We start from the raw sequence: 22,652 nt of genomic DNA, 5'->3' as shown, positions 1-22,652 counted from the left end.
CCGGGGATGCGAGGCAGGCCATGGCGGGAAAGGCAGCGGTGCCAGCGAGCCGGCGGGCTTGCCCTGCTGCTGATGCTTCCCCTGCTCGGCGGCTGCGGCGACACGCCCGCCGGCCTGCCGGGCAGCCTGGAGTGGGACCGCCTGGCGCTGCCCGCCGAGGCCTCCGAGCCGGTGCGCCGCTGGGCCGTCGACGAAGGGCAGCGCGTAGCGGCGGATCAGGTTCTGCTGGAGCTCGACGGCCGGCGGCTCGAGGCACAGCTGGCCGCCGCCGAAAGCGAGCTCGCCGAGGCCGAGGCCGGCCTTGCCGAGCTGCGCCATGGCCCACGCGCCGAAACGCTGGCCGCGGCCAGCGCCGAACTGGCGCGGGCACGGGCCGAGGCCGGGCTGGCCGAGCTCTCCTTCCGACGCCAGCAGGCGCTGTTCGAGCGGCGCGCGGTGTCCGAGGACGCCCTGGATGCCGCGCGGGCCGAGCGCGACCGGCGCCGCGCCGAGTCGGCAGAAGCCGAGGCGCGGCTGGCGGAGCTCGAGGCCGGCACCCGCCGGGAGCGCCTCGATCAGGCCGAGGCGGCGGCGGCCAGGGCCCGTCACCGCGTCGAGTCTCTGGCCGTGGATCGCGAGCGTCTGGTGGTGCGCGCGCCGCGCCCCGGCCGGGTCGACGCCCTGCCCTTCCTGCCCGGCGATCAGCCCCCCGCCGGTGCGACCCTGGTCAGCCTGCTGGTCGGCGAGGCGCCCTACGCACGCTTCTTCGTCCCCGCCGGGCAACGCGCCAACCTGGCCGTCGGCGATGCCCTGATCGTGCACGTCGAAGGCCTCGCCGAGCCCTTCGAGGCCACCCTGGAGCACATCCGCCGCGAGCCGGCCTTCACGCCCTTCTATGCGCTGAGCGGCGAGGACGCCAGCCGCCTGGTGTATCGCGCCGAAGCACGGCTCTCGGGCGAACGGGCCGGCACCCTGCCGGCCGGGCTACCGGTGCGCGTGGAGATCGTCGATGAACGCGACCGCTGAGTCGACGGTGATCCGCACCCGAGGGCTGAGCAAGCGCTTCGGCGAGACGCTCGCGGTCGAGGCCCTCGACCTGGCCGTGGCCCGCGGTGAGGTCTACGGCTTTCTCGGCCCCAACGGCTCGGGAAAATCGACCACCCTGCGCATGCTGTGCGGCCTGCTGCGCCCAAGCGCCGGCGACATCGAAGTGCTCGGCCACCGCCTGCCCGAAGAGGCCGAAGCGCTCAAGCGGCGGCTGGGCTACATGACCCAGAGCTTCTCGCTGTATCGCGACCTGAGCGTCGCCGAGAACCTGGCCTTCCTGGCCGCGGTGCACGAGCTGCCACGGCGCGAGGCCCGCAAGCGCCGCGAGGAACTGCTGGCGCGCTACCGGCTGGAGCGATTCCGCGACCGCCTGGCGGGCACCCTGAGCGGCGGCGAGCGCCAGCGCCTGGCGCTCGCCGGGGCCGTGCTGCATCGCCCCGACCTGCTGCTGCTGGACGAGCCCACCAGCGCCGTGGACCCGCAGTCGCGGCGCGACTTCTGGGAATCGCTCTTCGAACTCGCCGATGCCGGCACCAGCGTGCTGGTCTCCACCCACTACATGGACGAGGCGGAACGCTGCACCCGGCTGGCGATCCTCGACCGCGGCCGGCTGGTCGCCGACGACACCCCAAGGGCGCTGATGGCGGCGCTGCCGGGCCGGCCGCTGCGCGTCGAGGTCGAACGTCCGCGGGCGGCCCGTCGCCTGCTGGAATCGGCCCCCGGCGTGCGCGAGGTCGCCCAGATCGGCGCCGCGCTGCGCCTGCTGGTGGACGAACGCGCCACGCCGGAGGCGATCGCCGAACGCCTGAAGGAAGCCGGCGTCGAGGCCCGGGTCACCCCGGAGACGGCGACTCTCGAGGACGTCTTCGTGGCCGCCACCCGCCGCCAGCGGGAGCCCGCATCATGAAGGCGCAACGCCTGCTGGCCATCGTGCTCAAGGAACTGCGACAGCTGCGCCGCGACCGGCTGACCTTCGCCATGATCGTCGGCATCCCGGTGATGCAGCTGGTGCTGTTCGGCTACGCCATCAACCTGGACGTGCGCCACCTGCAGGCGGTCGTCGTCGACGAGGCCGATACGGCACGCTCGCGGGAGCTGGTCGCCCAGCTCGAGGCCACCCAGGTGATCGACGTGGCCGCGCGGGCGGCCTCGCCCGGCGAGGTGGAGACGCTGCTGCGCCGCGGCGAGGTGGACGTGGGGCTGGTGCTGCCCGACGACCTCGAGACGCGGCTCGAGCGCGGCGACCGCCCGGCCGTCCAACTGATCGTCGATGGCGCCGATCCGGCCGTGCAGGCCGCGGCCCGCCAGCTGGTTCGCTTTCCGGTGCCGGACGCCGCAGGCTGGACGGCGCGGGTCGAGCCCATCGAGACGGTAAACTTCTACAACCCCGAGCGACGTGCGCCGATCAATACCGTGCCGGGGCTGATCGGCGTGATCCTGACCATGACGCTGGTGCTGTTCACCGCCATCGCCCTGGTCCGCGAGCGCGAGAACGGCAACCTGGAGATGCTGATCGCCACGCCGGTGACGCCCTGGGAGCTGACGCTCGGCAAGGTACTGCCGTTCGTCGGCATCGGCCTGGTGCAGGTGACGGTGGTGCTGGGGCTCGGCCGTGGGCTGTTCGACGTGCCGGTGCGCGGCTCGCTGCTCGACCTCTACCTGGCCTCGCTGCTGTTCATCCTTGCCAGCCTGTCGCTGGGCATCTTCCTCTCGACCCTGGCACGCAGCCAGTTCCAGGCCATGCAGATGGCGATCTTCACCTTCCTGCCGCAGATCCTGCTCTCGGGCTTCATGTTTCCCTTCGCCGGCATGCCGCTGGCGGCCCGCTGGTTCGCCGAGCTGCTGCCGCTGACCCACTTCCTGCGCCTGGTGCGCGGCATCATGCTGCGCGACGCGGCGCTGCTCGAGCTATGGCCGGCGCTGGCCGCCCTGGCGGTGTTCACCGCCATCCTGCTGGTGATGGCGGTGGGGCGCATGCACAAGCGACTGGATTAGGCGCGACAAGGGAGACGAGCGCCGAGGGCAAGTCGTAGCGAGGGTTCTTTATTCACACATCAGGCCGAGAGCCGCCGCAGCAGGAACACCAGCGGCACGCTGACCAGGTAGATCATGCCCATCCACAGGAAGATGTCGTTGAAGGCCAGCACCTGGGCCTGTTGCATGACCCGCTGCACCAGCATGCCGATCGCCGCCTGGTGGGCGTCGGGCACCGAACCGGCGAGCATCGCCTCGTACTTGGCGATCTCGGTGCCCACCACCTCGCGGCCGGCGTCGATCGCCGGGATCAGCTGATTCCAGTGGAAGTCCTCGCGCACATCGCGCACCGTGTCGAGCAGCGCCAGGCCCATGGCGCCGCCGAGGTTGCGCATCACGTTGAACAGCCCGCTGGCGTTGCCCACCTCGTTGGCCGGCAGGGTGCCGAGCGCGATTCGCGAGGCCGGGATGATGCACATGATCAGCCCCATGCCGCGTACGATCTGCGGCAGGCAGAACTGCCAGAATCCCGACTCCACGGTGAGGTTGGCGTTCATCATGGTGCCGATGCCGACCAGTAAAAGGCCGAAGAACAGCAGCACCCGCAGGTCGAGGCGGTTGGACAGCTGGCCGACCAGCGGTGCGCAGCAGAACATGGTCAGCCCGGTGACGAACATCACCTGGCCGATCTGCAGGCTCGAATAGCCGCGCACGTAGCCGAAGAACAGCGGCATCAGGTAGACCAGCCCGTAGAGGGCGATGCCGATGATGAAGCCCATGCCGGCACCGATCGCGAAGTTGCGGTTGGCGAAGGCGTGCAGGTCGACGATCGGATGGTCATGGCGCAGCGTGCGGGCGAAGAACCAGATGCCGGCCAGCACGCAGACGAGGGTGGTGATCAGGATGAGATCGCTGGCGAACCAGTCGTCGCCGGGGCCTTCCTCGAGCACGAACTCCAGCGAGCCCAGGAACACCGCGATCAGCCCCAGGCCGATCAGGTCCAGTCGCTTGGCCAGGCCGTGATCGGCCTTGTCGATGTCGAGGAAGGTCCAGGCCGCCCAGCACACCAGCACGCCGGGGATCACGTTGGCCAGGAACAGCCAGTGCCAGCTCAGCGACTCGGTGACGAAGCCGCCCACCGTGGGCCCGACCGACGGCGCCATGGTCACCACCATGCCGATCACCGCCTGCACGCTGCCCATCACCCGGCGCGGGAAGATCGAGAAGCTCACCGCCTGGGTGATCGGAATCATCGCCCCGCCGGCGAAGCCCTGGATGGCGCGCAGCACGATCAGCTGCTCAATGGAGCCGGCCAGCGCGCAGCCCAGGCTCGCCAGGGTGAAGCCGGCGCAGGAGAGCGTGAAGGCGACCCGGGTCGAGAGGATGCGCATCAGCAGGCCCGACAGCGGAATCATCACGATCTCGGCGATCAGGTACGACGTCTGCACCCAGGAGATCTGGTCCTCGCTGGCCGAGAGGCCCGACTGGATCTCGTTGAGCGAGCTGGCGACGATCTGGATGTCGAGAATCGCCATGAACATGCCGAACACCGCGGCGATGAAGCCGATCCGCTGCGGCCAGGGCGGCATGTCATCGGGCCGGGCGCCGGCAGCGGCCGCGTCGCTCACGAGCCGCTCCCGGCCTCGGCCACCTCGCCGGCATCGGCGACCCGCTGCTCGCGCTCATGCTCGGGATCGAGGTCACGGGTATCGACCTCGGGCACCGCAGAGAGCCCGGCGCGCAGGCGCCCCAGCGCCTCTTCGGGGCTGGTGACACGGATCTTCACCGGCACCCGCTGGACGATCTTGTTGAAGTTGCCCGTAGCGTTGTCCTGGGGCAGCAGGCTGAACTCGGTGCCGGTCCCCGGGGACAAGCTGTCGACCACGCCGTGGTAGGTGATGTCCGGATAGGCGTCGAGGTGCACCTCGACCGGCTGGCCCACGCGCATGCGCTCGAGCTGGGTTTCCTTGAAGTTGGCCGCCACGTAAGCCGACTCGATGGGCACCAGCTGCAGCAGCGTCAGCGACGGCTGCGCCAGGGTGCCGGCCTCCACGGTGAGGTTGCCGACCACGCCGTCGCGCGGCGCCAGCAGCCGGGTCTTGTCGAGCTGGTGGCGGGCATAGGCCAGGTCGGCGGCCGCGGCGTCGCGATTGGCCTCGGCCTGGCCGACCTCGGATTCGGCCACCGCCAGCTGACGGCGCGCCGAGACCAGCGCCGCCTGGCTCTCGGCGAGGCTGGCCTCGGCGACGCGCAGCGCGGCCTGGTCGTCCTCGCGCTGCTGGCGCGAGGCGTAGTTGCGCGCCACCAGCGAATCGGAGCGTTCGAGATGCTGCCGGGCCTGTTCGACGTCCGCCTCGGCGGCCTGAACCTGGGCCTCGGCCTGGTCGATCGCCGCCCGCTGCAGGGCCACCTGCCGCTGGGCCTGAACGATGGCGGCCGCGGCCACCGCCTGCTGGGCTGCGGCCTGGCTGACCCGATCCTGGTAGCTCTCGTCGTCCAGACGCACCAGCAGGTCACCCTCTTGCACGCGCTGGTTGTCGTCCACCGCCACCTCGACGACCCGCGCCGAGAGCTCGGCTCGCACCGCCACGCTGTCGGTGCGCACGTAGGCATTGTCGGTCTCCTCGAGGAAACGCCCGACCTGCCACCAGCCGATGGCCCACCAGGCCAATGCCGCCAGCGCGACGAGCGCGCCCAGCCCGGCGATGATCCTGCCGCGCGACCGGCGTCCGCTGCCGGCTCCCGTTTTCGCGACCTTCTTGCCGTCCGATGCCATGAACTCTCCTCGCTGGTTGGCGACCCGGCGACGCTGGCCACCGGTGGTGAACCACAAGTGTAATGAATGCTACACTACATGACCACCGTGATCGCTCGCCGGATCCGCGAGCACGATACAATGGTGTCCCCCTTCACCGATCACAGGAGCCCCGATGCGCCGCCATGCCCCTGACGACGCTCCCCTCACGCCGCGCGGGGTGGCGCGTCGCGAACGCCTGCTCGACGCCGCCCGCGACGTTTTCCTCGAGCAGGGCTATGCCGCGGCCAGCGTCAACGAGGTAGTGGCCCGGGCCGGCGGCTCGCTGGCCACCCTGTACAAGCAATTCGGTAACAAGGAGGGGCTGTTCACGGCGGCCATGGAGCGCCATGTGGCCACCGCCTGGGAGGTCCTTGAAGCCGGGCAACGCGAGCATCAGGCCCCTGAGGAGGTGCTGTACGAGCTGGGCCGACGCATGCTGTCGCTGGTGTTCGAGCCGGGCGTGATCCGCCTGGTGCGCGGACTCGCCTTCGAAGCCGAGCGGGTGCCCGAGCTCGGCGAACTGTTCCTGTCCCGCGGCCCTGACCGCACCCGCCAGGCGCTGGCCGACTACCTGGCCGACCAGGTCGCCCGGGGCCGGCTGTCCCTGGAGGACCCGCGCGAGGCGGCAGGCATGTTCATGGGCATGCTGCTCGGCGAGTGGCACATCGACGCCCTGCTGGGACGCTGCCTGGATCTCGGCCCGGTGCAGTGCGAGGCTCGGGCGCGCCACTGCACGGCGGTGTTCCTGTCCGGCGCATCGGCCTGAGCCCTCGCCGTCGCCTTTGCCTTAGTCCTGGCGTCAGCCTTCGGCGGCCAGGGCCTCGAGCGCTTCAAGGTCGAGGCAACGGTAGGTGAAGGAGGGGCGACCCACCTGGCCATAATGGAAGGATTCGTCGAGCAGTGCGATCTCGGCCAGGTACTTGAGATACTTGCGCACCGAGACCCGCGACATGCCGGTGGCGGAGAGCAGCGCCTCGGTGGTGAAGGTCGCCTCGTCGAGGGCCAGAATGGCCTGCGCCACGCGAGCCAGGGTCGGCACGGTCAAGCCCTTGGGCAGGTCGCCGGCACGGCGCGGTACGCTCGGTGCGGCGGGCTGGAACAGCCGGTCGATATCGCGCTGGGCGATGCGTCCCGGCAGTTCGGCCAATGCCTCGCGTGCCTGGCGACAGGCCAGCACGGCGTCGCGGAAACGCTCGAAGGTGAACGGCTTGACCAGGTAATCGCTGACGCCCAGCCGCCGCGCAGTGCGCACCGTGGCCAGCTCCGATGCAGCGGTGATCAGCACCGTCTCGATGTCGCGGCCGCTGCGCTGCAGGTGACGGAGCACTTCCAGGCCACTGCGGCTGCCCAAGTAGACGTCGAGCAGCACCAGGTCGACCGCCTCGCGCTCGAGCACCTCGATGGCCGTCGGCACGCTCTCGCACTGGGCGACCAGCCGCAGATCGTCCAGCCGGTTGAGATACTCGACGTTGAGGCGCATGACCATGGGGTCGTCCTCGACGATCAGCACGCGCATCATCCTTCTCCCTCGTCGCTCACGGGGCCCTGGGGCCAGGGCAGCTCGACCTCGAACAGGGTGCCGCGCCCGGCCTCGCTGTAGACTGCCAGACGGCCGCCGCCGGCCTCGACCCGCTCGCGCACCGCGGCGAGCCCGAGACCGCGCCGCTGGCCCTTGGTCGACACGCCCGGCTCGAACAGTCGCGCGCGCACCGCCTCGTCGATGCCATCGCCGGTGTCCTGCACGTGCAAGGATACCAGTTCCTCGTCGACGTCCAGCGTCAGGGTCACCCGCCGCTCGTCGCGTCCCTCGACGGCCTCGAAGGCATTCTCCAGCAGGTTGCCGAGCACGCTGACCAGGGTATGCGCCAGCGTCGCCTCGTGCAGCTCGGGCAGCGGAGCATCGAGCAGCACTTCGAGTTCGATGCCGCGCTCGCGAGCCTCGCTGCGCTTGCCAAGCAGGAAGCCCGCCAGCACCGGGTCCTTGACGCCTTCCACCAGCGCCATGCCGGGCATGACCCGATGATCGGCCAGTTCGCCCAGATAGCCGCGCAGACGGGCGAGCTCGCCCATCTGCGCCAGTCCCAGCATGACATGACGCTGGTTCTTGAACTCGTGGGTGGCGGCGCGCAGCGCCTCGGCGTAGCGGCTGACCCCGGTGAGCTGCTCGGCCAGGGCATTGACCTCGCTCTTGTCACGGAAGGTGGCGATCGCGCCGATGACCCGGCCCCGATGGCGGATCGGCAGGCGATTGGCGAGCACCAGTTGGCCGTTGAGATCGAGTTCGCGATCCAGCACTTGTTCGTCGCCGGCGCCGCCATCGGCCAGCACCTCGGGCAGGCCGCTGTTTGGCAGGTAGTCGGCCACCGCCGCGCCCGGCGTCGGCGCCTCCAGCCCGGCCTCGGCCAGCAGCCGGCGGGCGGCCGGATTGACCAGGGTGATTCGCGCCTCGCGGTCGACCGCCAGGAGGCCCTCGTGTACCGAGGCCAGCATCGCCTGGCGCTCCTCGACCAGCCGTGCGATCTGGTGCGGCTCCAAGCCCAGCAGCACGCGCTTGATCGTGCGCGACAGGGCGCGCGCGCCCAGCCCGCCGACGACCATCAGCGCCAACACGCCGAGGATCACGTCGCGCCGGTTGTCAGCCAGCAGCGGCGCCAGCGACGTCAGGGTCACGCCCACCGACACCGCGCCGACCACCTCGCCGTCCGCTGCGCGTACCGGGGCGAAGCCACGGATGCTGGTGCCCAGGGTGCCCTGGGCCCGCGAGTGATAGGCCTCGCCGGCCAGCGCACGGCCCTCGTCGCCGCCCTGGAAGTGACGGCCGATACGCTCGCGATCCGGGTGCGTCAGGCGGATCGAGCCGCTATCCATCACCACGATGAAATCGACGCCAAGCGCCTGGCGCAGGCCGTCGATGCGCGCCTGCAGGTCACTGTCGGCGCCAGGCAGTTCCTCGATCAGCGCCGCCTGGACCTCCGGCTCCGCGGCCAGCGTCCGCGCCAGATCGGTGACGCGGGTGGCCTGGGCTTCCTCCAGGGTGTCGCGCAGCTGAGCGGTGAACAGCCACAGCGCCAGTCCCAGCGAGAGCACCACCATCACCGCGATCAGCAACGAGATCCAGGTGTTCAGGCGAAGACGAGGCATGGCGAGGGCTCCAGCGGAATCGAGCGAAAAGGATTGATGGCCGGAATTCGACCTTGGTGGCATTCCCTACACGGCGGCGGTGTGCCGTCAAGCGAGCCGCCGTTTTCATTAGTTTCGGAACGCTTTAATAAATTGCGCAATCTTGGCGCCAAGGATGGCGCGCCTATGCTCGATGCCAGCCCTTCGCCCGTGGCGATCAAGCCGCCAGGGCAAAGTTTCGAACAACGATGTCCCGCGCCCCCGCGCGGGATCGAATCCCCAAGGAGAGCTCCCGTGAGTCAATCTCTGACGGACACCGTCGCGACACCGTCCGCGACATCGAGCGGCTGGCTCGCCCAGCGCATCTTCGGCATGCCGCTGCCGTTCTTCGCCCTCGCCCTGACGGTGATGGTGGCGGCGATCGCCACCGACAGCCTGCCCACCGGCATGATCGGCGCCCTGCTGGTGATGATGCTGCTCGGCGAACTGCTGGGCTTCATCGGCGACCGCCTGCCGGTCGTCAAGACCTACCTCGGGGGCGGCGCCATCCTGGCGATCTTCGGCGCGGCCGCCTTCGTCTACCTCGGCTGGCTGCCGGCTCCGGTGGTCGACAACGTCACCACCTTCATGAAGGGCGGCGGTTTCCTCAACTTCTACATCGCCGCGCTGATCACCGGCAGCATCCTGGGCATGGATTCCAGGGTTCTGGTCAAGGTCGGCTCCCGCTATGCGCTGCCGCTGTGCTGCGCGGTGCTCGGCGCCTCGCTGTTCGCCGTGGCCATGGGAGCCCTGCTGGGCTTCTCGGCCCAGGACGCGGTGGTGGTGATCGCCATGCCGATCCTCGGCGGCGGCATGGGCGCCGGCGCGGTGCCGATGAGCCAGATCTACGAGCAGCTGCTGGGCCAGCCGGCCAGCTACTACATCTCGATCCTGGTGCCGGCCCTGGCGCTGGGCAATGTCTTCGCGATCATCATCGCCGGCCTGCTCAACGGCCTGGGCCAGCGTTTCCCGGGGCTGACCGGCAACGGCCAGATGATGCCCGGCGTCGACGTCGAGGAACCCGAGCACAGGCTCGACCTGGGCAAGCTGGGCGTGGGCGTGGTCGCCGCCCTGACGCTGTTCACCGCCGGCCAGATCCTCGGCACCTTCATTCCCCTGCATCCCTATGCGCTGATGATCGTGCTGGTCGCGGTCCTCAAGGTGTGCGACGTGCTGCCGGCATCGGTCACCGAGTCCGCCGCCCAGTGGTTCCAGTTCGTCGCCCGCAACTGGACCTTCGCCCTGCTATTCGGCATCGGCATCGCCTACACCGACCTCGGCCAGGTGATCGATGCCATCTCGCTGACTTACGTGATGATCGTCTTCGCCGTGGTCGCCGGCGCGGCCTTCGGCGCCGGCCTGGTCGGCAAGCTGGTGGGCTTCTACCCCATCGAGTCGGCGATCACCGCCGGGCTGTGCATGGCCAACATGGGCGGCACCGGTGACGTGGCGGTACTCTCCGCGGCGCGCCGCATGTCGCTGATGCCCTTCGCACAGATCTCCTCGCGCCTCGGCGGCGCCCTGATCCTGCTGATCTCCAGCGTGGTGGTACCGCTGCTGTTCGCCTGAGGCGAACCTCACGCCAACGACAACGGCGCCCCTCGGGGCGCCGTTTGCGTTCGAGCACTCGACTCGCGGGATCAACCTTCCTCTTCGTCGTCGGCCAGATCCCGTCCGAAGGCCCGCCACTGGGCCAGGGTCATCACCTCGGTGGTCTCGGTCTCGAGATCGTGAGCGATGAGCAGCTCGCCGCGCTCCAGCTGGCGCTTGAGCTCGCCGACCCAGCCGTCCATGCCCTCGCCAGTATCGGTGGTGTCGTAACCCTGACGGGTGACGAAGGCTTCCAGCAGGCCATCCAGGGTCTCTCCCGGCAGCATGCGGTAGGGCACCTCGATAAAGCGATCGCCAATCATGCGTTTTCCTCCTGCGTGTCCTGATCGGAACGGCCACTTTCCCATCCCGCCAGGCGCTCGATGAAGGTCGCCTCGTCGATCACCTCGACGCCGAGCTGCTCGGCCTTGGTCAGCTTGCTGCCGGCGGCCTCGCCGGCCACCAGGCAGGCGGTCTTCTTCGACACGCTGCCGGAGACCTTGGCGCCCAGCGCCTGGAGCCGCGCCTTGCCCTGGTCACGGGTCATGCTCTCCATGGTGCCGGTGAGCACCCAGGTCTGACCCTCGAGCGGCGTAGGCCCGACCTCTACCTCGGTTTCCTCCCAGCGCAGCCCAGCGTCGATCAGCGCCTGGATCGTCTCGCGGTTGTGCGGCTGCTGGAAGAAGGTATGTACGTGGGCAGCGACGATGGGCCCGACGTCATCCACCGCTTCCAGCGCCTCGCGGTCGGCCGCCATCAGCGCCTCGAGGGTGCCGAAGTGGCGCGCCAGGTTGGCGGCGGTGGCCTCGCCCACTTCACGGATGCCGAGCGCGTAGATGAAGCGCGAGAGCGTGGTCGCCTTGGCCTTCTCCAGCGCCGCCACCAGGTTCTCGGAGGATTTCTCGCCCATGCGCGGCAGCGTGGCCAGGCGCTCGGCCTCGAGGGCAAACAGGTCCGCCGGGGTCTTCACCCAGTCGCGCTCGACGAGCCCGTCGATCAGCTTCTCGCCCAGCCCCTCGATGTCCAACGCCCGGCGCGAGGCGAAGTGCTTGAGCGCCTCCTTGCGCTGGGCGGCGCAATAGAGCCCGCCCGAGCAGCGCGCCACGGCCTCGTCCTCGAGACGTTCGATCTGCGAGTCGCAGACCGGGCAGCGCTGGGGGAAGACGATCTCCCGGGCATCTTCCGGGCGCTCGTCGAGCTGGACGCGTACCACCTGGGGGATGACGTCGCCGGCCCGGCGCACGGCCACGGTGTCGCCGATCATCACCCCGAGCCGCGCGATCTCGTCGGCGTTGTGCAGGGTCGCGTTGGAGACCGTGACGCCGGCCACCGAGACCGGTTCGAGGCGCGCCACCGGGGTGATGGCGCCGGTGCGGCCGACCTGAAACTCGACGTCATTGAGCCGCGTGACCTGTTCCTGGGCGGGAAACTTGAAGGCGATCGCCCAGCGCGGCGCCCGGGCCACGAAGCCCAGCTCGCGCTGCAGGCGCAGGTCGTCGACCTTGATCACCGCGCCGTCGATGTCGTAACCGAGCCCGTCGCGCTTTTCGCCGAGCCGGCGGCAGTAGTCGATGATGCCTTCGGCACCGTGGACGACCTCGAACTCGGCATTGACCCGGAATCCCCACTCGCGAAGCAGCGCCATCTGCTCGCTGTGGGTCGAGGTATCGATATTGGCGAGACTCGCCATATCCTGGCTAACCAGCTGATAGGCGGTAAATTCCAGCGGTCGGGTGGCGGTGACTCGCGGGTCGAGCTGACGCAGGCTGCCGGCCGCGGCGTTGCGCGGATTGGCGAAGACCTTGGTGTCTTCCGCACGTGCCCGTTCGTTCATGGCCTCGAACTCGGCATGGCGCATGGTGACCTCGCCGCGAACCTCCAGCCGCTCGGGCCACTCCTTATCTTTCAACTTCTTTGGCAAGCCGCGCAGCTTCAGCGGTATCGACTTCAGGGTCCGCAGGTTGGAGGTGATGCCCTCGCCGGTGCGTCCATCGCCCCGGGTCACGCCGACGGCCAGCTCGCCGCGCTCGTAGACCAGCGACACGGCGGCGCCATCGAGCTTGGGCTCGCAGCAGAAGACCAACTCGTCGGCATTGGTCTCCAGCCGATCGGCGACCCGTTTGGCGAAAGCCGAAAGCTCCTCCTCGTCGAAGGCGTTGTTCAGCGACAGCATCGGCTCTGCGTGCTGGATCTCGGGAAAGCCTTCCGCGGGGGCTGCGCCGACCCGCTGGGTGGGCGAGTCGGGCGTCTCCAGCTCGGGATGCTCGGCCTCGATCTCCTGCAGCCGACGCAGCCGACGGTCATAGTCGGCGTCGGTCATGCGCGGCTCGTCGAGCACGTAGTAACGGTAGTTGGCGTCCTCGAGCTCGGCGCGCAGGCGCGCCGCCTCGTCCTCAATCGTGGGGTCGGGGTGGGTCATGTCATCCGTGTCTCGATCAATAGCGAAAGCTCGAAGCTCGAAGCTCGAAGCTCGAAGCTCGAAGCTCGAAGCTCGAAGCTCGAAGCTCGAAGCTCGAAGCTCGAAGCTCGAAGCTCGAAGCTCGAAGCCAGCATAATCCCCTAGCTTACCAAAGCAGCAACCCCCGTGGGGTGACCTCACGGGGGTTGCTCTTCTCTTCCAGCTTACGGCTTTAGTTGACCTGATAGCGATGCAGACGATGGCGCCGCTCGAACTCCTGCACGCGCTGGCGAGCAAACTCGACGGTCTGCGCGGTCATCACGCTCATGTTCTCGTCTTTCAGCTCGCCGCCCAGGTGACGGACGATGACCATCGCGGTCTCGACCATGGCCTCGAAGGCCGCCGACGTGTCGGAGGCCCCCGGCAGCGGCATCAGCAGGGTGATGCCCGGGGTGAGGAAATCGTCCATGGCCTCGATGGGGAAGGTCCCCGGCTTGACCACGTTGACCATCGAGAACTGCAGGGCACTGCCCGGATCCTCGGTCTCGAAGCGATGGAAGATACCCATGTCGCGACTGTAACGCAGGCCACAGGCCAGCATCAGGTCGAGCAGTGCGGTGCCGGAGAACCCCTCCTCACCGCGCGCCATGACGCTGATCACGATCAGCTCCTCGGCCTCGCCCAGGGTGTCACGGGCATGATCGGCGTCGACGTCGTGACGCAGCGCCTTCTCGAGCACCGGGTGAGCACGCACCACGTCGTCTTCTTGGGGCGGAGGGCTCGACGATTCGGCGGAGGCCTCGCGGCGGGGAGCGAACAGCGGATCGTTCTCCTCGAGCTCGGCCGCCTGGCGACGCTCGACCTCGTGCGCGCGGGCCTCGGCCTCACGCTGCTGACGAGCCACTTCCTCGGCTTGCTGCGCCTCGCGGGCGGCCTGTTCGCGCTTCACTTTCTCGGCCTGCCGCGCCTCGCGGGCAGCCTGTTCACGCTTCGCCTTCTCGGCTTTCTCCTGCTCACGGCGGGCACGCTTCTGATCGCGTCGTTCCGCGAGATTCTTCTGCAGGGAGGCCCCGAAGCGCTGCACCGAGGAGCCGACCCGCCGGGAGCCGCTCTTCAGGGAGTCGCCCATGCCTTCCAGGTCGACCAGCCGATAATGCTCCTCATCGTAGCCATCGTGATCGGCGGGGTCGGCTACCAGCGGTTCAGGCGCGTCTGCCTCGGGCCGTTCGGCGTCATCGCCGAGGGCGGGCTCGCGACGCGCCGCGTCGTTCGGGGGAGCCTCCGCCGGCGCAGGCCGGCCGGCATCGGCGGACGGGCGCGCCTCTGCCGCGTCCGCGACGCGCGCATGAGCGGACGCCACGTCCTGCTCTTCCCGGTGCCGGGCCGCGAACGGGCGCTCGCTCTCACGCAACGGCCTGTCTTCCGCCTGTCGCTGGACCTTGGGAGGCAGCGACTCGGCCGACTCCTGATCGCCCTGCTGCCGGCGGAATTCCGACAGTATGCGAGACGGGCCAGGGTGATCCTGGCGCTGGAGCTTGGGCTTGGGCTGTACGCCTCGCTCGTCCGCCGGCCTGACGACTCGCGCCCCTCCGTTGGGCAGCTCCCAGTTGATTTCGGCCTCGCGGGCCACTGCTTCGGGGTCCTCATCGGGGCCCTGGGCATCGTGTCCGGCCTGGTCGAGGCGCGGGACAAGACGCTGGCGCTGCAGGCGACGCACGCCGTCGATGACGATCAACGTCACCAGCGCCAGCCCCAGAATGATCAGCCACTCTCTTAGTTCCATGGGTCGTCATGCCTTTTTGCTAAGGCGCCATGCCTGATGGTTGTCCGTCAACAGCATAGCGCGATTGCCCGAAAAAGGACCAATTATTTTGGTTGTCAAGTCCGCTCTTTTTTAACGGAACTCGCACCGGTCCTCTGCAATCGCCCTGCGAAAATCCCTTCATATACGTGCAATGCAACATCGCTTTCTTCCTTGTTAACCCTTTTGCCGTTGGCGTTCAAGCCCATCAGGCCTCGGCCAGGGCCGCCGCCTCATCGACGCCCACCGCCACCAGACGCGACACCCCCGGCTCCTGCATGGTCACACCCATCAATCGTTCCGAGGCTTCCATCGCAATCTTGTTGTGGGTGATATAGATGAACTGTACCGAGTCCGACATCTCCTTCACCAGCTTCGCATAGCGTCCCACGTTGGCATCATCGAGCGGGGCATCCACCTCGTCGAGCATGCAGAAGGGAGCCGGATTGAGCTGGAAGATGGCGAATACCATGGACAACGCGGTGAGGGCCTTTTCTCCCCCCGAGAGCAAATGAATGGTGCTGTTCTTCTTGCCGGGGGGGCGAGCCATGATAGCCACCCCGGTCTCCAGCAAATCCTCGCCGGTCAGGGTCAACCATGCGGTCCCGCCACCGAAGACCTTGGGGAAAAGCGTCTGCAGACCGCTATTGACTCGCTCGAAGGTGTCGCGGAAGCGCGTGCGGGTTTCCTGGTCGATACGCCGAATCGCCCGGTCCAGGGTCTCCAGCGCCTCGCTGAGCTCGCGATGCTGCGCCTCCAGGTAGTCGCGCCGCTCGGCCTGCTGGTCGTACTCCTCGATGGCCGCCAGGTTGATGGCCCCCAGCCGGCGAATGCGTTCGCCGACCTCCTCCAGACGGGTCTGCCAGGCCGACTCGGTGGCATTGGGATCGAGGCCTTCGGTCAGGGCCGTCGCGTCGTGACCCAGCTCGCGCAGCTGCTCGTCCTGGGTCTCGGCCTTGAGCGCCAGCGCCTGGACCTGCATGCGCGACTCCTGCAGCCGCTCGCGAATGCCCTCGAGCTGGCGTTCGTGCCCCTGGCGAGCCTGCTCGTCCTCGCGCAGCCGCTCCACCAGACCGGCGGCCCGGGAGCGCGCCGCGTTGAGCTCGCGCTCCTCCCGCTCGCGCCGGTGCAGTAGCTCCTCGAGGCGCTCGCGGCGCTCCTCGTCGGGTTCGAAGAGCCCCTCTCGGGCCTCTTCGAGCTCGGCACAGCGCTGTTCGAGACGCTCGCGCGCCTCCCCGGAACGCCCCTGCTGCTCGGCCAGGCCGGCCCGTTCGGTGGTCAGCCGCTGGTGTTCCAGCGCCAGCCGCTGGGCCTGCTCGGCCAGCGGACGCTGCTGGGAGCGCAGCTGGGCCAGCCGCTCGCGGGCCTGCTGACGAGACCGCTCCAGGCGCTCGCGGGTCTCGGCGCCTTCCTCCAGACGGGCCATGGCCGCCTGCCAGTGCTCGCGGGTCTCCCCGATGGCCAGGCGCGTTTCCTCGGCGGACTCGGCCAGCCCCTCGAGCTCTTCGCCGAGTTCATCGGCGCGGCCCTGAAGATGCTCGAGCCGACTGGCCAGGCCGCTGTCCTGTACCGCCAGCTGCTGACGCTGCTGCTCGAGGTCACGCTCCTCGAGGCGCAGTGTCTCAAGCCCTTCCTCGGCCCGCTCGACGCGTTCGGCGGCCTCGGCGAGGCGCTCTTCCTGGGTTTCGAGACGCGCCTCCACCTCGGCGAGCTCCTCGCGGACCTCCGCCTCGCGGCGGCGGCTGACCAGCAGCGCATCGGGGCCCTCGTCCTGGCCGCGGTGGCGCGCCCAGCCGTCGCCCAGCCACAGCCCGCAGGCGGTGATCAGGCTCTCGCCGGGCGCCAGGCCGTCGCGCTCGGCCCAGGCCTGCTCGCGGCTCGGCGCGCAGCGCACCCCGGCCAGCCACTGGGCCGCCGCCCCGGCGCCTCGAACCCGGGCCGCCAGGCTGCCGGCCGGAGCCTCACGCTCCGCGGCCTCGAGCAGCCCCAGTTCGGGCGCCAGCGACGGCGTCAACAGGCTCGCGCCGTCGGCAAGCGGCGCGAGCCGGGCACGCAGCCAGGGCGCCAGCACCCAGGACACGACGTCCTCCCAGCCGGCCTCCACTTCGAGGCATTCGCCGAGCCGCGGCGCCTGAGCGAGCCCCTGGGCGGCCAGGTGGTCGTCTAGGGTCTCGTCGTGATCGGCCAGGGCCGCCTGGATCAGTGCTTCGAGCGAGGCCAGCTCGCCCTGCAGGGTGCTGCGCCGCTGGCGATCGGCCTCACGCCCCGCCTCGGCCTCGCGCACCGCCTCTCGAGCGGCATCGCGGTCGGCCTGGCCCTGCTCGCGGCGCGCTTCACGATCGGCCAGGCGCTCCTCGAGCTCGGCCAGGCGCTCGGCCACCTCGTCGCGCTGAGCTTCCAGCCCGGCGATGTCGGGAAGTTCCTCGCGCTGCTGGCGACGCTTGCGGACATCGGCGTCGATGCGTTCGAGACGCGACTCCTGCTCGCGAAGTCGATCCTGGGCGCGTTCGGCCTCGCGGCTGTCGGCCTGCCAGGTCTCGCCGAAGGTTTCCCAGTCGGCGTCCGCCTCTTCGGCCTGCGGCTCAGCGTCTTCCAGGGCCGCCTCCAGCTCGGCGAGCCGTTCGGCGACCTCCTCCTGCTCGGGCCCCAGCGTCTCGAGGCGCTCGTCGAGGCGCGCCAGGCGCTCGCCGTCGTCCTCGCCGAGCCGCATGAGATCCGACAGCTCCTGGCGGGCGGCTTCAAGGTCGCGAGCCAGCTGCTGGTCCCGGGCACGAGTGTGCTCGAGGTCCTGCTCGAGGCGGGCGATGGCGGTGGTGGTCTCGTGAAAGCGGGTCTGGTAGCCCTCGAGCTCGGTCGCCAACTGGTCGTGCTCGGCGCGGGCCTCCTCCAGGCGGGTCTCGCACTGGCGCAGTCCCAGCACCTCGCGCTCCACCGCGGTCTCGAGGTCGCGGACCCGGCTCTCCTCCTCGTCCTGGCTGGCGCGCAGGGCACGCCCCCGCAGCAGCGCCAGTTCGCCCTTGAGCCGATACTCTTCCTGCTTGAGGGTCTGATAGCGGCGCGCCGCGTCGGCCTGGCGCTTGAGCCGCTCGAGCTGCTTGTCGAGCTCTTCGCGGATGTCCTCCAGGCGCTCCAGGTTCTCCTGGGTACGGCGCATGCGGTTCTCGGTCTCGCGGCGTCGCTCCTTGTACTTGGAGATGCCGGCGGCTTCCTCGAGGGTGGAGCGCAGTTCCTCGGGGCGTGACTCGATCAATCGCGAGATCATGCCCTGGCCGATGATGGCGTAGGAGCGTGGCCCCAGGCCGGTGCCCAGAAACAGGTCCGAGATATCGCGGCGGCGACATTTCTGGCCGTTGAAGAAGTAGCTGGACTGTGCCTCGCGGGTGACCTGGCGCTTGACCGAGATCTCGGCGTACTGGGCATAGGGGCCGCCCATGGTGCCGTCGCGGTTGTCGAACAGCAGCTCGATGGAGGCCTGGCCCACCGGCTTGCGCCCGGTGGAGCCGTTGAAGATGACGTCGGTCATCGACTCGCCGCGCAGGGTCTTGGCGGACGACTCGCCCATGACCCAGCGCACCGCGTCGATGATGTTGGACTTGCCGCAGCCGTTGGGCCCGACGATGGCGGTCATGTTGCCGTCGAAGGGCACGGTGATAGGGTCGACGAAGGACTTGAAGCCCACCAGGCGAATCGACTTCAGGCGCATTATTCCACGACCCTGTCGATGACCAGCGGTTCGGGCTCGCCGTCGGCCTCGCCGACCGCCACCCCCTCGAGCCGTCCCATCAGGTCGCCGGGATGGGGCTCGGCCTGGCCGCTGGCCGAGGCCCGCACCACCAGGCGCACGTCCTCGACAGCGGACAGCCGGGCTCCGGGGGCCATGGCGTCGCCGTCATCGAGGGTCAGGGTGGTCGGCAACTCGCCCAGGGTGGTGCGCACCACCGCCAGGGGCGGCAGCTCGCCGGCCATGTCCCGGGCCACCACGAACACGGCGGTGTCGGCGTCCAGGCGTCCGACCAGCTCGGGGGCCAGGCTGACGCGCACGCGGACGCCCGGCGCCCCGCTCGCGTCCGGCGTCTGGCCCATACGTCGCTGGGCGGCACGGATGCCCTGACGCAGAGCCTCGGCGGCCTCGGGATTGTCCATGCCGGCGATGGCGCGACGCCAGCGGTCGATGGCCGTCTCGTAGTCGGCGCTCTCGAAGGCCTCGATGCCCAGCATGCCAAGCACGGTGGGCTGGCCCGGATCGGCCGCCAGGGCCTCGTCGACCAGCGCCTGAACGTCTGGCGTGAGCTCGCGGCCGGCAGCGAAATAGCGCAGCTGGGCCAGTTCGGCGAGCAGCCAGGGAGTGCGCCCCTCGAGGTCCAACAGCCGAGTCAGCGCGCGATCGGCCTCGCTGACGCGTCCGCTGTCGCGATAGAGCGGGAACAGCGAGCGCCAGACGTTGGGATTGTCGGGCTGGCGAGCGGCCTGGGTCTCCAGGCGGCCGATCAGTTCGGGCAAGCTGGCCTCGGGGTCGGCCATCACCTGCTGCTGGATGCGGTAGAGCGCCAGGTCACCCTCGGCGCCCTCCCAGCGATACCAGAGCACGCTGACCACCACCAGGGCGACCATCGCCAGCGGCACCAGCAGCTTGCCAGCACCGGCCGGCTTGAGCGGTGAACGGGTCGACGCCGAGGCATCGTCGAGCAGGCTGCGCTCGAGCTCGAGGCGATCCTCGTCGAAGCGCGCCGCATCGATCTCGCCGCGCTCGCGAGCGGCCTCCAGAGAGGCCAGCCGGCGACGGTAGACGGCGACGTTCTGCCGGGTAGTGCGATCGTCGGCCTCGTAGTCGGCCTGGGCCCGGGCCACGGCGCCGGCGCGCCGCAGCGGCAGCACCAGCAGCCACAGCGCCGGCACCAGCAGCAGAGCAAAAGCGAGCCACAGTGCGATCATCGCTGCTCCTCCCGGCCGATCAATGCGTCCAGCCGCGCCCGCTCATCGGCGGAGAGCCGCCGGGACGAGGCCCGGCGCCGTGCCCGCACCACCAGCACCACCAGCAGGGCGCCGCCCAGCAGCAGGGCGGCGGGCAGCCCCCACAGCAGCAGGGTGCGCCCTTCCAGGCGCGGGTTGTAGAGCACGTAGTCGCCGAAGCGGCGCACCATGAAGTCGAGGATCTCCTTGTCCGAGCGGCCGTCTTCGAGCAGCTGGTAGACCCGCTGGCGCATGTCGCCGGCGATCGGCGAATCCGAATCGCCGATGGACTGGTTCTGGCACTTGGGGCAACGCAAGGTCGCGGTCAGCGATGCGAAGCGCTCGCGCATCACCGGGTCGTCGAAGTCGCGCACCTCGATGGCGGCCTGGGCCAGCGCCGGCCCCAGCAGCGCCAGCATCAGCAACACGCGGATCAGTCGCGCCATTTTTCCACCTCCGGCAGGATCACTTCGGTCACGTCCTCCGGCGAGATATAGCCGGTGTGGTGATAGCGAATCACCCCGTCGGCATCGACCAGGAAGCTCTCCGGGGCGCCGTAGACGCCGAGGTCGAAGCCGAGGCTGCCCTCGGGATCGAACAGGTTGACCTCGAAGGGATTACCGAACTCGGCCAGGAACTGGCGGCCCTTCTCGCGGCTGTCCTTGTAGTCGACGCCGACCAGGCGCACGCCGCGATCGGCGAGTTCCAGCAGCTGCGGCATCTCCTGCTTGCAGGTCGGACACCACTCGCCCCAGACGTTGACCAGGGTGACCTCCCCCTGCAACAGCGAGGCGTCGACGGTCCGGCCGGGATCGTCCAGGGCGCTCAGCGCAAAGGCCGGGAAGGGCTTGGCGACCAGCGCCGAGTCGCGCTCGGCGGGATTGATCGAGAGTCCCTGGTAGAGGAAGCCGCCCAGCACCAGGAAGCCGACCAGCGGCAGCAGCAACAGCAGGCGACGCTTCATGCGGCCACCTCCCGCGGGACGCGTTCGGGATCCGGGGCGGTGGCCGCCCGCCGGTAGCGGCGATCGATTACCGCCAGGATGCCGCCGACGGCCATCAGCAGCGCGCCCAGCCACAGCCAGCGCACGAAGGGCTTGTACTGCAGGCGCAGCGCCCAGCTGCCATCGCCCAGGTCCTCGCCCATGGCCACGTAGAGGTCACGGAACAACCCCGGGCGCAGCGCCACGTCGGTCATCGGCATGCCACGGGCGATGTAGAGGCGCTTCTCCGGGGTCATCACGAAGCCGCGAGCATCGTCGCCGCGGCGCACCTGGATGCGCGCCGCGTCGGCGACGTAGTTGGGTCCGCGGCGGCTGCCAAGCTCGGTCATGGTGAAGGTGTAGCCGGCCACCTCGACGCTGTCGCCCACCGCCATGCGCACGTTGCGCTCCACGGCGTAGTTCGACACCACGGTGACGCCGACGATGGTCACCGCCAGGCCCAGGTGACCGAGCACCATGCCCCAGTGAGCCAGCGACAGGCGGCGCAGGCCGGCCAGGCGCCGCCCTTTGCTGTCGCGGCTCTTCTCCCACAGGTCGCGAACCAGCGGCAGCACCACCCACAGCGCCGCCACCAGCCCCAGGGTGACCTTGAGATTCCACTCACCGCCGTAGACCAGCGGCGCCAGCAGGCCGATGCCCAGCGCCGCGGCGCCGGCCAGCCAGACCCGCCGGATCAGGCTGCCGCCGGCGGTGCGCTTCCAGTGCGCCAGGGGGCCGAGCCCCATGAACACGCACAGGATCACCGTCAGCGGCACGAACAAGACATTGAAGTAGGGCGGGCCGACGCTGATCTTGCCCAGGTTCAGGGCATCGAGCAGCAGCGGGTAGACGGTGCCCAGCAGCACGGTGACCGTCATGATCACCAGCAGGATGTTGTTGACCAGCAACAGCGCATCCCGCGACAGCCAGGTGAAGCCGACCCGGTGGCTGACCCGGGGCGCACGCAGGGCGAACAGCAGCAGCGAGGCACCCACGGTGATGCCCAGCAGCACCAGGATGAACAGCCCCCGGGAGGGATCGTTGGCGAAAGCGTGCACCGATGTCAGCACCCCGGAGCGCACCAGGAAGGTGCCCATCAGTGACAGCGAGAAAGTGGAGATCGCCAGCAGCACCGTCCAGCTCTTGAAGGCGCCACGCTTCTCGGTCACCGCCAGCGAGTGGATCAGCGCGGTGCCGGCCAGCCAGGGCAGCAGCGAGGCGTTCTCGACCGGATCCCAGAACCACCAGCCGCCCCAGCCCAGTTCGTAGTAGGCCCACCAGCTGCCCAGCGCGATGCCCACCGAGAGGAAGGCCCAGGCGACGTTGGTCCAGGGCCGCGCCCAACGGGTCCAGGCGGCATCCAGGCGACCGCCGAGCAGCGCGGCGATGGCGAAGGCGAAGACCACCGAGAAGCCGACGTAGCCCATGTAGAGCATCGGCGGGTGAATGATCAGGCCGACATCCTGAAGCAGCGGGTTGAGGTCGGCGCCGTCGGCGGGCGGGTTGGGCAGCAGCCGCGCAAAGGGATTCGAGGTGATCAGCACGAAGGCCAGGAAGCCGGCCGAGACCAGGCCCATCACCCCCAGCACACGCGCCAGCATGTCGCGCGGCAGCTCGCGTGAGAAGCAGCTGACGGCGAAGGTCCAGGCGCCGAGGATCAGGCTCCACAGCAGCATCGAGCCCTCGTGATTGCCCCACACGGCGCTGGCCTTGTAGTACCAGGGCAGCAGCGAGTTGGAGTTGTTGGCCACGGTCGCCACGCTGAAGTCGTCGAGCAGGTAGCTGGCGGTCAGGCAGGCATAGGCGACGATCAGGAACAGGAACTGTCCGGCGGCCATGGGGCGCGCATAGGCCATCCACAGCGGCCGCCGGGTCGCCGCCCCGGCCAGCGGTACCACCGCCTGCAGCGCCGCCATCAGCAGCGCGATGATCAGCGCGAAGTGACCGATTTCGGGAATCAGCGGGGTCAACATGG

The 22,652-nt window shown here is 69.5% G+C and carries 17 protein-coding genes; 5 read left to right on the top strand and 12 right to left on the bottom strand.

Annotation, left to right across the window (positions count from 1 at the left end):
* The first annotated feature begins 6 nt into the window (after positions 1-6).
* From ACGTN6_RS16175 to ACGTN6_RS16165, 3 genes are read left to right on the top strand one after another with little or no spacing between them, the layout of a single operon-like run.
* Positions 7-1,005 (top strand): HlyD family secretion protein, encoded by a 999-nt coding sequence (locus ACGTN6_RS16175; protein ID WP_394593509.1) that lies wholly within the window; start codon positions 7-9, stop codon positions 1,003-1,005.
* Entirely contained in the window at positions 989-1,933 is a 945-nt protein-coding gene (locus tag ACGTN6_RS16170) for an ABC transporter ATP-binding protein (RefSeq protein WP_221195766.1), read from the top strand. The genes ACGTN6_RS16175 and ACGTN6_RS16170 overlap by 17 nt, the downstream gene beginning before the upstream one ends.
* Entirely contained in the window at positions 1,930-3,021 is a 1,092-nt protein-coding gene (locus ACGTN6_RS16165; protein WP_394593506.1) for an ABC transporter permease, read from the top strand. The genes ACGTN6_RS16170 and ACGTN6_RS16165 overlap by 4 nt, the downstream gene beginning before the upstream one ends.
* Positions 3,022-3,080: 59 nt before the next feature.
* Here the strand turns inward: ACGTN6_RS16165 and ACGTN6_RS16160 are convergent, their stop codons facing one another.
* Together ACGTN6_RS16160 and ACGTN6_RS16155 are read right to left on the bottom strand one after the other, a co-directional pair.
* Entirely contained in the window at positions 3,081-4,628 is a 1,548-nt protein-coding gene (locus tag ACGTN6_RS16160) for a DHA2 family efflux MFS transporter permease subunit (RefSeq protein ID WP_394593503.1), read from the bottom strand.
* Complete coding sequence (locus ACGTN6_RS16155; RefSeq protein WP_394593500.1) at positions 4,625-5,776, bottom strand: HlyD family secretion protein; 1,152 nt, start codon at positions 5,774-5,776, stop codon at positions 4,625-4,627. The genes ACGTN6_RS16160 and ACGTN6_RS16155 overlap by 4 nt, the downstream gene beginning before the upstream one ends.
* A gap of 154 nt (positions 5,777-5,930) precedes the next feature.
* Between ACGTN6_RS16155 and ACGTN6_RS16150 the strand changes: the two genes are divergently transcribed.
* Positions 5,931-6,563 (top strand): TetR/AcrR family transcriptional regulator, encoded by a 633-nt coding sequence (locus ACGTN6_RS16150; RefSeq protein ID WP_394593497.1) that lies wholly within the window; start codon positions 5,931-5,933, stop codon positions 6,561-6,563.
* A 33-nt stretch (positions 6,564-6,596) separates the two neighbouring features.
* Here the strand turns inward: ACGTN6_RS16150 and ACGTN6_RS16145 are convergent, their stop codons facing one another.
* Both ACGTN6_RS16145 and dcuS read right to left on the bottom strand, forming a co-directional pair.
* Positions 6,597-7,316, bottom strand: coding sequence for a response regulator (locus ACGTN6_RS16145; protein WP_394593495.1), 720 nt, complete (start codon positions 7,314-7,316; stop codon positions 6,597-6,599).
* Positions 7,313-8,938: a DcuS/MalK family sensor histidine kinase gene (gene dcuS / locus ACGTN6_RS16140; RefSeq protein ID WP_394593492.1), complete on the bottom strand. Its 1,626-nt coding sequence runs from the start codon at positions 8,936-8,938 to the stop codon at positions 7,313-7,315. Before dcuS ends, ACGTN6_RS16145 begins: the two co-directional genes overlap by 4 nt.
* 273 nt (positions 8,939-9,211) lie before the next feature.
* Here dcuS and ACGTN6_RS16135 point away from each other — a divergent pair, with 273 nt between their 5' ends.
* On the top strand, positions 9,212-10,525 hold the full coding sequence (locus ACGTN6_RS16135; protein WP_183387521.1) for a 2-hydroxycarboxylate transporter family protein: 1,314 nt from the start codon (positions 9,212-9,214) through the stop codon (positions 10,523-10,525).
* A gap of 71 nt (positions 10,526-10,596) precedes the next feature.
* Here the strand turns inward: ACGTN6_RS16135 and ACGTN6_RS16130 are convergent, their stop codons facing one another.
* The 8 genes from ACGTN6_RS16130 to ACGTN6_RS16095 all read right to left on the bottom strand — a co-directional run bounded on the left by ACGTN6_RS16130 (position 10,597) and on the right by ACGTN6_RS16095 (position 22,650).
* Positions 10,597-10,869, bottom strand: coding sequence for a YheU family protein (locus ACGTN6_RS16130; protein WP_183387522.1), 273 nt, complete (start codon positions 10,867-10,869; stop codon positions 10,597-10,599).
* Positions 10,866-12,965: an NAD-dependent DNA ligase LigA gene (gene ligA / locus ACGTN6_RS16125; RefSeq protein ID WP_394593489.1), complete on the bottom strand. Its 2,100-nt coding sequence runs from the start codon at positions 12,963-12,965 to the stop codon at positions 10,866-10,868. Before ligA ends, ACGTN6_RS16130 begins: the two co-directional genes overlap by 4 nt.
* A gap of 211 nt (positions 12,966-13,176) precedes the next feature.
* Positions 13,177-14,727 carry a cell division protein ZipA gene (gene zipA, locus ACGTN6_RS16120; RefSeq protein WP_394593487.1) on the bottom strand — a complete coding sequence of 517 codons (1,551 nt, stop codon included), beginning with the start codon at positions 14,725-14,727 and terminating at the stop codon, positions 13,177-13,179.
* A gap of 226 nt (positions 14,728-14,953) precedes the next feature.
* Entirely contained in the window at positions 14,954-18,448 is a 3,495-nt protein-coding gene (gene smc / locus ACGTN6_RS16115) for a chromosome segregation protein SMC (RefSeq protein ID WP_394593485.1), read from the bottom strand.
* Positions 18,448-19,677, bottom strand: coding sequence for a c-type cytochrome biogenesis protein CcmI (gene ccmI, locus ACGTN6_RS16110; RefSeq protein ID WP_394593482.1), 1,230 nt, complete (start codon positions 19,675-19,677; stop codon positions 18,448-18,450). The genes smc and ccmI overlap by 1 nt, the downstream gene beginning before the upstream one ends.
* Positions 19,674-20,141, bottom strand: coding sequence for a cytochrome c-type biogenesis protein (locus tag ACGTN6_RS16105; protein WP_183388357.1), 468 nt, complete (start codon positions 20,139-20,141; stop codon positions 19,674-19,676). The genes ccmI and ACGTN6_RS16105 overlap by 4 nt, the downstream gene beginning before the upstream one ends.
* Positions 20,129-20,659 carry a DsbE family thiol:disulfide interchange protein gene (locus ACGTN6_RS16100; protein WP_394593479.1) on the bottom strand — a complete coding sequence of 177 codons (531 nt, stop codon included), beginning with the start codon at positions 20,657-20,659 and terminating at the stop codon, positions 20,129-20,131. Before ACGTN6_RS16100 ends, ACGTN6_RS16105 begins: the two co-directional genes overlap by 13 nt.
* Entirely contained in the window at positions 20,656-22,650 is a 1,995-nt protein-coding gene (locus ACGTN6_RS16095) for a heme lyase CcmF/NrfE family subunit (RefSeq protein WP_394593477.1), read from the bottom strand. The genes ACGTN6_RS16100 and ACGTN6_RS16095 overlap by 4 nt, the downstream gene beginning before the upstream one ends.
* Positions 22,651-22,652 lie beyond the last annotated feature (2 nt).

It is taken from the genome of Halomonas sp. B23F22_20, assembly GCF_043496985.1.
Taxonomy (GTDB): Bacteria; Pseudomonadota; Gammaproteobacteria; order Pseudomonadales; family Halomonadaceae; genus Halomonas.
This window is presented reverse-complemented; position numbering and strand designations above follow the sequence as displayed.